The organism is Paracoccus salipaludis, from assembly GCF_002287065.1.
In the GTDB taxonomy this organism is placed as follows: Bacteria; Pseudomonadota; Alphaproteobacteria; order Rhodobacterales; family Rhodobacteraceae; genus Paracoccus; species Paracoccus salipaludis.
In genome coordinates this window covers 1-8,277 of the sequence record NZ_NSJZ01000037.1, presented here as the reverse complement: position 1 = coordinate 8,277, position 8,277 = coordinate 1, and the positions used below count along the sequence as shown (strand labels likewise).

General features: G+C 52.9%; 3 protein-coding genes and 6 pseudogenes. 3 read left to right on the top strand and 6 right to left on the bottom strand.

The annotated features are described in order from the left end of the window. Positions 1-187 (bottom strand): transposase (locus tag CK240_RS19340; protein ID WP_476704011.1); only part of this gene is annotated, 187 nt, incomplete at its 3' end. A 254-nt stretch (positions 188-441) separates the two neighbouring features. Between CK240_RS19340 and CK240_RS16805 the strand changes: the two genes are divergently transcribed. After that, positions 442-3,297 carry a cellulase family glycosylhydrolase gene (locus tag CK240_RS16805; protein WP_167650096.1) on the top strand — a complete coding sequence of 952 codons (2,856 nt, stop codon included), beginning with the start codon at positions 442-444 and terminating at the stop codon, positions 3,295-3,297. A gap of 160 nt (positions 3,298-3,457) precedes the next feature. Here CK240_RS16805 and CK240_RS16800 read toward each other — a convergent pair. The 3 pseudogenes from CK240_RS16800 to CK240_RS16790 all read right to left on the bottom strand — a co-directional run. Then, a pseudogene (locus CK240_RS16800) lies at positions 3,458-3,724 on the bottom strand (IS5/IS1182 family transposase); the annotation flags it as partial. 85 nt (positions 3,725-3,809) lie between these two features. Then, a pseudogene (locus CK240_RS16795) lies at positions 3,810-4,218 on the bottom strand (ATP-binding protein); the annotation flags it as partial. Further along, positions 4,216-4,457, bottom strand: a pseudogene (locus tag CK240_RS16790) (transposase); the annotation flags it as partial. The pseudogenes CK240_RS16795 and CK240_RS16790, both read right to left, overlap by 3 nt. A gap of 75 nt (positions 4,458-4,532) precedes the next feature. On the opposite strand from CK240_RS16790, the pseudogene CK240_RS16785 reads away from it, so the two are divergent. Beyond that, positions 4,533-4,822 (top strand): annotated as a pseudogene (locus CK240_RS16785) (transposase); the annotation flags it as partial. Between the two features lie 3 nt (positions 4,823-4,825). Here the strand turns inward: CK240_RS16785 and CK240_RS19335 are convergent. Further along, positions 4,826-4,936: pseudogene (locus CK240_RS19335) on the bottom strand (IS5/IS1182 family transposase); the annotation flags it as partial. 181 nt (positions 4,937-5,117) lie between these two features. Here CK240_RS19335 and CK240_RS16780 point away from each other — a divergent pair. Next, positions 5,118-7,664 carry a glycosyltransferase family 2 protein gene (locus tag CK240_RS16780; protein ID WP_135058883.1) on the top strand — a complete coding sequence of 849 codons (2,547 nt, stop codon included), beginning with the start codon at positions 5,118-5,120 and terminating at the stop codon, positions 7,662-7,664. A gap of 135 nt (positions 7,665-7,799) precedes the next feature. Here CK240_RS16780 and CK240_RS16775 read toward each other — a convergent pair. Next, positions 7,800-8,277 (bottom strand): annotated as a pseudogene (locus tag CK240_RS16775) (IS5 family transposase); the annotation flags it as partial.

Below are 8,277 nucleotides of genomic sequence, written 5' to 3'. Positions count from 1 at the left end.
TCGTCGAGCGCGGCTCTCTCGGCCCGGTCTTGAGGTCCTCGACCGTCTGGCGCTTGCGCCATTTAGCAACGGTCTTCGGGTTGATCCCAAGATCCCGGCTCAACGTCGCGAGCGAAGCTTGCGATCGTTGTATTGCAGCTCTGACGGCGTGCGTGGTCGTGGCGCTTCCGTGACGAACCTGGCCCATAATGCTTCCTTCCATTCCTGAGAAAGGATCGCACCATCAAACCGTGGGATCAAACACCTAGGTGGCCGGACGAAAAAGGGCAAATTTACTGTGGAACATGTCAGGGATTTCCTAGTATGTACAACTAGGAGTTGTATAAGAGTACGCTTAAGTTGAAGCATACGCGAGCGATTCTAGCCCGGGCGCTTCGCGGACCGTAAAGAACTTGCGCCTATCCGAGCGCAACATTCAGGCAATTTATGGAAGAGCTGCGCATGACCAGCACATCCCAACTGAACATCATAAACCTTCAAGTTGAGGCTGAGGACCAGATTGCCATTGATCGGGCAAACGGTACCTACGAGGCCAATCTTGCGGCGAACAGCAAGTACTACCTTTGGCAGAGCGACTTTCAGACGATCCCGACCAGCATGTGGGGGAATCCGGAACTCTATGCCTCACACCTGCGCAAGGCTTTGCCCGAGGTTACTACGCTACGGCTGCCGTTTAACGCCAACAGCTTCAATGCGGATGGAAGCCTGCATCCACAATACGAACGTTTCTTGGAGGCGGCGGCAAAGGAAGGCTTCAACTTCATCATGGTGCAGATGAATGGGGCCGCCCAGACCCTGAAGGCCAGTGGGCCCAACGCGCTTCAGGACATGCGCGATGCTCTAACCGGAGCGGTCTATGACAATATGGAGCAGGGCTGGAGGCAGATGCTGGACTGGATGGATGCCCATCCTACCGTCAGCGCTGCCGTCTACGCTTATGAAGTGGTGAACGAACCCGCCGCGTACAACACGGCCACCTTCTACGCGGACAAACGCTATGAAGGTCTGCAGGATTTTGTGTCGCTCTATGCCCAGCACATGGTTCAGCTTGGTCAGATGATCAGCGAGCGGTCCGGCGACGCCAAGATCATGGTCGGCGGCTGGAACTATTCTGCTGACTTCCAGCAACTGGCCGATATCCGAATGGGGGACGGCAGTGCGTTGGATTACATCCGTACAGGGCTTGGTGACAGTCTGGTTTGGTCCGCCCATCTGTATCCCGGATGGCAAGGTACATCAGGTTTGTTCGATCCCGATGACGTGCGGGCAGTTCTAGATGATATCTATGCACCAATCCTTGATGACGCGCTCATCCTCACTGAGACAAACGCACAAGGAAATGAGGCCTACAACCTGATTTCTGACCACAAGGAAGTGCAGGGGTTCACCCAGGCTTACGACTGGTTCGCAGACAACGGCGTTGCCGTTAGCTGGTTCACCGGTAGCCAGTACGGTGAATCCAACCTGTCACGGATGGACCCGGACGGCACCCTACGCTTTGTCCAGCAGGCAAGCTACGGTGCCGCCATGGATGCCTTCTCGCTAGGTGGAGAGGACGCCGTGCATGCTGGGAACGAAACTGTGGAGATCCAACTGATCAGGGGACGTCTGCGGAACCAGACCAACGATCCCGACTATGAGGCACTTAACCCGTTCGACATCGCGCAACACCTTGGCCTTGGCTTTGGACATGGCGGCAATGATACGCTGATCGGAAGCGCCGAGGCGAACAACTTTCTGTACGGAGGAACGGGCAACGACAGCGTCTTGGGCAGCAAGCTTGACGACTTCTTGTATGGCCAGGATGACAATGATGTCGTGAACGGCGGTGCATCCGGCCACGACCACCTGTTCGGCGGACGCGGCACGGATCGGATTATCGGGGGCGCAGGCGTTACCCAGATGTATGGTGGGGCGGGCGGAGACACCTTCGTAGCGCATCCACGGGGCCGGACCATTCTGGTAGATTATTCGCCCTCTGAAGGCGATTTCCTGATAGTTAATGAAGCTGGCTTCTCTGCGGATGATTTCCGTGCACAAGCTCAGCATATTAACTGGGACAATACAGGCGCTCCAGACCTCCAAGTCACTCTGCCGAACGGAGGAGAGATCATCCTGATCGGTATGGGCGACCGGCTTGAAGAAGTGGTTGCTTCGCTTCTTCCACAGGAAGGAAACGTGGATCCAGCTGATCCAGTGACGGACGATGATTTGTTGCAGGGCCGCCCTGGCATCGACGTCCTTTATGGCGGTCTGGGCAGCGACACGATCTATGGCGATCCGGAAGGCGGAATTGGTGATGATCAACTTTCTGGCGATGAGGGGAATGACCTTATCTACGGAATGGGAGGATCTGATCGCCTCGGAGGCGGAGACGGCAACGATACGCTGTATGGGGGCTATGGTGCTGACCTACTCTTCGGAGGACTCCACAACGATTTATTGCAAGGCGACGCCGATAATGATGCTCTATATGGTGACAACGGATCCGACACCTTAAATGCGGGCGGCGGATCGGACTTACTTTATGGTGGCGGGGCAGATGATATCCTCGATGGCGGTGATGGCGACGACCTACTCGCTGGCGAAGGGGGCAATGATGAGATGTCAGGGGGAAATGGTCTTGATACTCTTCGGGGCGGTAACGGAAACGACATTCTTTACGGAAACGAGTCCAACGATTCCATTTTTGGCGACAAAAATAATGACACGATCTACGGAGATGGGGGACAGGACGAGCTTTACGGAGGTACTGAAGATGATGTGCTCAATGGCGGTTACTCAAACGACCGGCTTTTCGGGGACAGCGGTGACGATGTAATCAACGGCGGAGATGGTGTAGATCAGCTTTATGGAGGCACTGGTGCTGACCGCCTGAACGGTGAGATTGGCAGAGACGAGATCTACGGCGGAGATGGTGATGACGCCGTTTATGGTGGCACTATGGACGACAGTATCTATGGTGGTGCTGATAACGACATCATCTACGGTGAAGCAGGAAATGACTGGCTTTCCGGTGGGCCGGGCCAAGATATGATCAATGGTGGTGGAGGTAGTGATACCTTTGTTTTTTCATTTGGCGACCAAAATCTTCGTGTTGCAGATTTCTCCATTCGTCAGTATGATCTACTTCGGGTGGATTCAGCGCTTCTAGGAGGAGCGGCAACCCTTGCAGCACTGGAAGAACGGTCCTCGCTGACAGAAGCAGGACTGTTGATCGAGTTTGAAACGGGCGATGCCATTCTTATGGCCAATTTTCGCGGTACGCTAACGGGTAGCTTGGTAGAGTTCTTTTGATTATCTGAAGTAAATTACCTTCCGGTGGCGACGCAATCTGCTTGTTGCTGTCGGTCTTTGTATGAATTACTAGGAAGATTAGGAAATGAATGTTGGTCGACATAGGGCGTTGTTGCAGAAGGCTTCTGCGGGACGTAACACCCAGATTTTCCCGATGATGTTAGACCACGCGGACGATCTCGGCTCTTCCAAGAGCCGAGAAGCGGTTCATGAGTGCGACGTGGATGTAGATTTTGGCGCTCTGGCGGTTTGGATCTCGCTAAGCGATGCGTTCACCGAAGGACTTGAGGCATCGCATCTTCGCCTCGATCCTGCTTCGGACATGGTAGCTGGCTCATCGCTTCCAGTTGGCGCGTCCAAAGCGTCTGGTCGCCCGCGCGGTTTCGTTGCGCGCGCGAGCAGCGGGGCAGTCCTCCTTCCAGAACCGCCTGTCAACGGCGGCCACGCGGCGGCGTAAAACCAGGCCAGGTAGCGGCGATCGGCGCCATAAGCGAAAACGACACGATGTGATTTCAGGATTTTCGTTGCCGCTTTCGGGCAGTTCTGTTGGCGAGGCGATAGCTCTCGCCGTTCATCTCGAGGATGCTGACGTGGTGGGTCAGCCTGTCGAGCAGTGCGCCGGTGAGACGCTCGGAGCCGAAGGTCTCGGTCCATTCATCGAAGGCAGATTGCTGGTGATCAGGGTCGAGCCGCGCTCGTAGCGTTGCGAGATTACTTCGAATAGCAATTCGGCGCCGGTCTTGGACAGCGGCACGAAGCCCAGTTCGTCGATCATGAGCAACTTGTAACCGGCCATTTGCTTCTGAAAGCAAAGCAGGCGGCGCTCGTCGCGGGCCTCCATCATCTGGCTAGGCTTGCGGCGGTGGTGAAGCCCACGGAGAGCCCCTTCTGACGAGCCGCCAGCCCGAGGCCAAGGGCAATGACGTTCTGGCGGCAGACGGGGCTCAATAGTTTCCCGAGGCAGCCTCACGCAGGATCAGCTTCTCGAGCGTAAGATCAGAGACAGCCTTCCGCAGCCGCTCATTCTCCTTCTCAAGATCCTTCAACCGTTTTGCTTGGTCGCTCTTCAGGCCGCCGAACTCCTTGCGCAACCGGTAGTAGGTAAACTGGGTCACGCGTATCGACGCCTGCGCTGTGCGCTGTGCTTGCGGACCAACCATTCGGCATCTCCTAGGGTCAGGACCCATTGATCTGCCTGCTGCTGCGTGATTCAGGCTCCGCGAGGAGACTGGCAGATGAGCAACCGTTTCTGGCTGACCGATGAGCAGGTGGCGCGGCTCCGGCCCTTCTTTCCGAAGAGCCATGGTAAGCCGCGTGTTGATGATCGGCGTGTGGCTCTAGTGGCATAATCTTCGTCAACCGCAACGGGTTGCGATGGCGGGACGATCCCCGAGAGTATGGTCCCGCGAAGACGCTTTACAGCCGTTGGAAGCGGTGGGGCGATATGGGCGTCTTTGCTCGTATCATGGAGGGGTTGGCCGCGGAGGCCTCCGAACCGAAGACGATCATGATTGATGCCACCTACAAACCACGCCGTGTCCTGGTCCAGCCAGATCAACAATGAACCGCGCATTTTCAGCGCCGCCTTACAGGCGTTCCAGTTCGTCGTACTGTAGCGAGAAGGTTCAGGCTTCATCAGACCGCGACGTTTAACCTGTCAGAGGCACGGCCTCCTGCAGACCGAAGAGTTCTGTAACAACGCAACTGTACTGTATAAATGCAAAAACGACTTGCACAAAGCAGTAAATCAGTCGATCTCAAACCGAGATCTTGCCCAGCCTTACGTCCGGAAGACGCAGGCTTAGACAGAGGAAGTACTAATGGCAACGGCGACTGTAGTAACGTCTATGAAGGACGAAGCCCCTTACGTCCTAGAGTGGGTCGCTTACCACAAATCGATCGGGTTCGACCGTCTGGTTGTGATTGCAAATGATTGTACCGACGGCACTCATGAAATGCTGATGCGCCTTCATAAAATGGGCGAGGTGTCATACTATAAGAATGAAGTTCCCTTAGGTGGAAAGCCTCACTCCATAGCATTGAAAAAGGCGAATATAACAGAAGAGGTAACGACGGCTGACTACGTCATGGTACTAGATGCAGATGAGTTTCTTGCTATTAAAAATGAGCCTCATGATGTAAAAGCTCTAATCTCAAAAATGGAGCAGAGTAACGCCTCCATGATGGTTATACCCTGGAGGATCTTTGGGTCATCGAATAATTTCTCCTTTGAGGACGAGCCCGTAATCGATCGTTTTACCGCCTCTATGAATACATCCAACAATCCCAAATCAGGCGTAAAAACTCTATTCAGGAGGGACGATTCTCTTAGACTTGCAATACATTTCCCGAAAAAAGTTATGAAGAATGGAGAAGGTTCTGCTGCCAATGAAGAGCACCTTTGGATTGACCCCGATGGTAACCATCTGGACGCAAGTAAATTGACGTGGAACGGCGGCAAGAATAAAATTGGCCGCGAACACGCTGAGGTCGCGCACTTCATGATCAAAAGCCTCGACGAATATATCCTCAAGATCTTCCGTGGTGATGGTCTGATGAACTCTAGTCGTCATGGTATCGACTACTGGAGTTCAGCAGATAAAAATGATTCCTACGATCTCAAACTTACTAAAATTGCGCCGAAATTCCGCGAAGAATATAATCGTTTAAGGTCGGATTCAATTCTTTTGGAGCTTCACAAAAAATCCGTGGCAAATCGTCATGCCAGACTAAATGAAATTCTCGAAAACGATGCTGCAAATAGACTGCGCGAACTACTGAAGCACAGCACGCAGGGACGTCTGGCCAAGGATGAGTTAGCGGAGTCTCGAGAACTTGTAACGGCCCTGTCTCCGCGAAAAGTAGTCGAGAACGTTCTTGAAGGCAGTATTCCATATTCTGTATTGCTTAGTATTACTACTACCGGCTTGTCATGCACAGGCATTATAATGAAAAAGCTTTCTGCTAGCTGCCGTACCAATGCCACAATGTATTGGACTGCGAAATCCTTCGATAAGCGACCAATAACTTGTTTATTAGAAGGATTAAAGCGTGCTCAAAAATCGAAACGTTCTTACCAAGTCGCCTGTCGCCATTACGAAAACTTTGCCAAGTCTGAACCCAATAAAGAATGGCCATTGGATGAGGAGGTTAATGTAATTATCACACGAAACCCGGACTCTGTTTATCAGGGATTTAGTAAGTATGTTACCAGCAGCTCCGCCAAATATCTTAATAAATCTCAACGTGGCTTCCCTCCATTGAAGAGTGTCTTGTCTGGCAAAGAAAATTTGGAAGATGTATTAAGTTTGATTTCTCGGGGTTTGATCGAAGATCCCTGCCAACGCCTTGCAAGGTACACCGAAGCACATCCTGATGCCATAATACTGAATATCGATGACCACGCATCGGTCAAACAGAAACTTGATAAATTAGCGACAGGCGGTCCTGCAGCAGCTACAATTGTTCGTTTGATAAAGGACGCCATCGCGGATGTATTAACAAACACTTCGTCCCAAAGTGGACAAGATAATATTTCTGCCATCGTACCGGGTACGCATCATGATTTAAAATCATCATGTGGTCAGAAGAAGTTGAAAATGTACTGGTTCCGTCGTGGAGGCGGCAACGCGAACGGAAACTTCGGTGATGAGCTTGGTCCCCTACTTGTTTCTCACCTGACTGGGCGCTCAGTTGAGTGGGCGGCTGCTGAGGAATGCGATCTCGTCAGTATTGGCAGCATCTTGTCGCAAGTGTCTAAGTCAGCCACTCGAAGCAAACGTATGAGTGATCTTCTTGTCTGGGGTAGTGGTCTCATAGAAGAGGATATCGAACAACTTGACCCATGCTTGAAACCGATGGCTGTACGCGGAAAAAATACTCGTGACGCTCTTGGCTTGCACAAAGATCTGCCCTTAGGTGATCCTGGGATTCTCTCGAATCTCTTGGTTGAACCTTCATCCAAGAAATACGCGTGGGGCATCGTACCTCACTTCACCCATAGACGATCTGCAGTCATTAAAGAGATTTCTGAGGCGAATGGCTGTCGGCTTATTGATGCAACAGATCCGGTCGTTGATGTCCTTCAGGCTATCTCGTCCTGCTCTGCGATTGTTTCGTCGAGTCTTCATGGGCTTATTGTAGCCGATAGCTATAGCGTTCCCTGCTATTGGTTAGACCTGAAGAGCCATAAATCTCATGATTACAAGTTCTCTGATTACTGTAGTGGACTTAGTAGAGATATGTTCCCTCGGCTCGGCATGAATGATTTGCAACTTGTGACATCCAAAGATCCCGATATAAGCCCGTTCAAAATAAATGAGACGCGAAGGCATATGCTATCCACCTCTCTGACGAGAGTCCTCTAATATATTTTAAGTTGCAAGGTGTGTTGGGGTCGAAGCCGCCTTCTCACCTTGTTTCTTATTTTCAGCTTGAAGTACTTAATGGCTCTGTTGCACAAATCGGCTGCGGGTCGAGGTTTCCCTTTTGCCGGGGCAGACTCATCCCACGGCTTCAGTGAGGGGTATGCCAAGTGCGGTGAAGCCGTTCAGGACGGCGACCCGGATCTGAAACTCGGCAACCTGTCGGTCGAAGTCCCTGGCATTCAGACGCTGGCCCAGCAGCTTCACACAATGCGTCTTCGTTTCGACGCGGCTCCGGCGGTGGTAGCCGCTCCATCATCGTCAGATGGTTCGCCCGAAGCGATGTGAAGCGCGCAGAGCTTCGTTGGCGCAATCGCTCCGGGAGTGTCGGGTTTCCATGGTCTGGCGTTTCTGCGGGGCAGTATGACTGCGGCAGCACCTCGGGCGGCGATGGCATCGTGGCACTTGCGGGTGTCAAAGGCGCCATCAGCGGTGGCGCTGGCGATCTCCTGATCCGGTGGGATTTGGTCGAGCAGATCGGGCAGCATGGGCGCATCGCCCACGTTGCTGGTGGTGAACTCGGCTGCGCGTATTTCCAGCGTCTGCTCGTCAATTC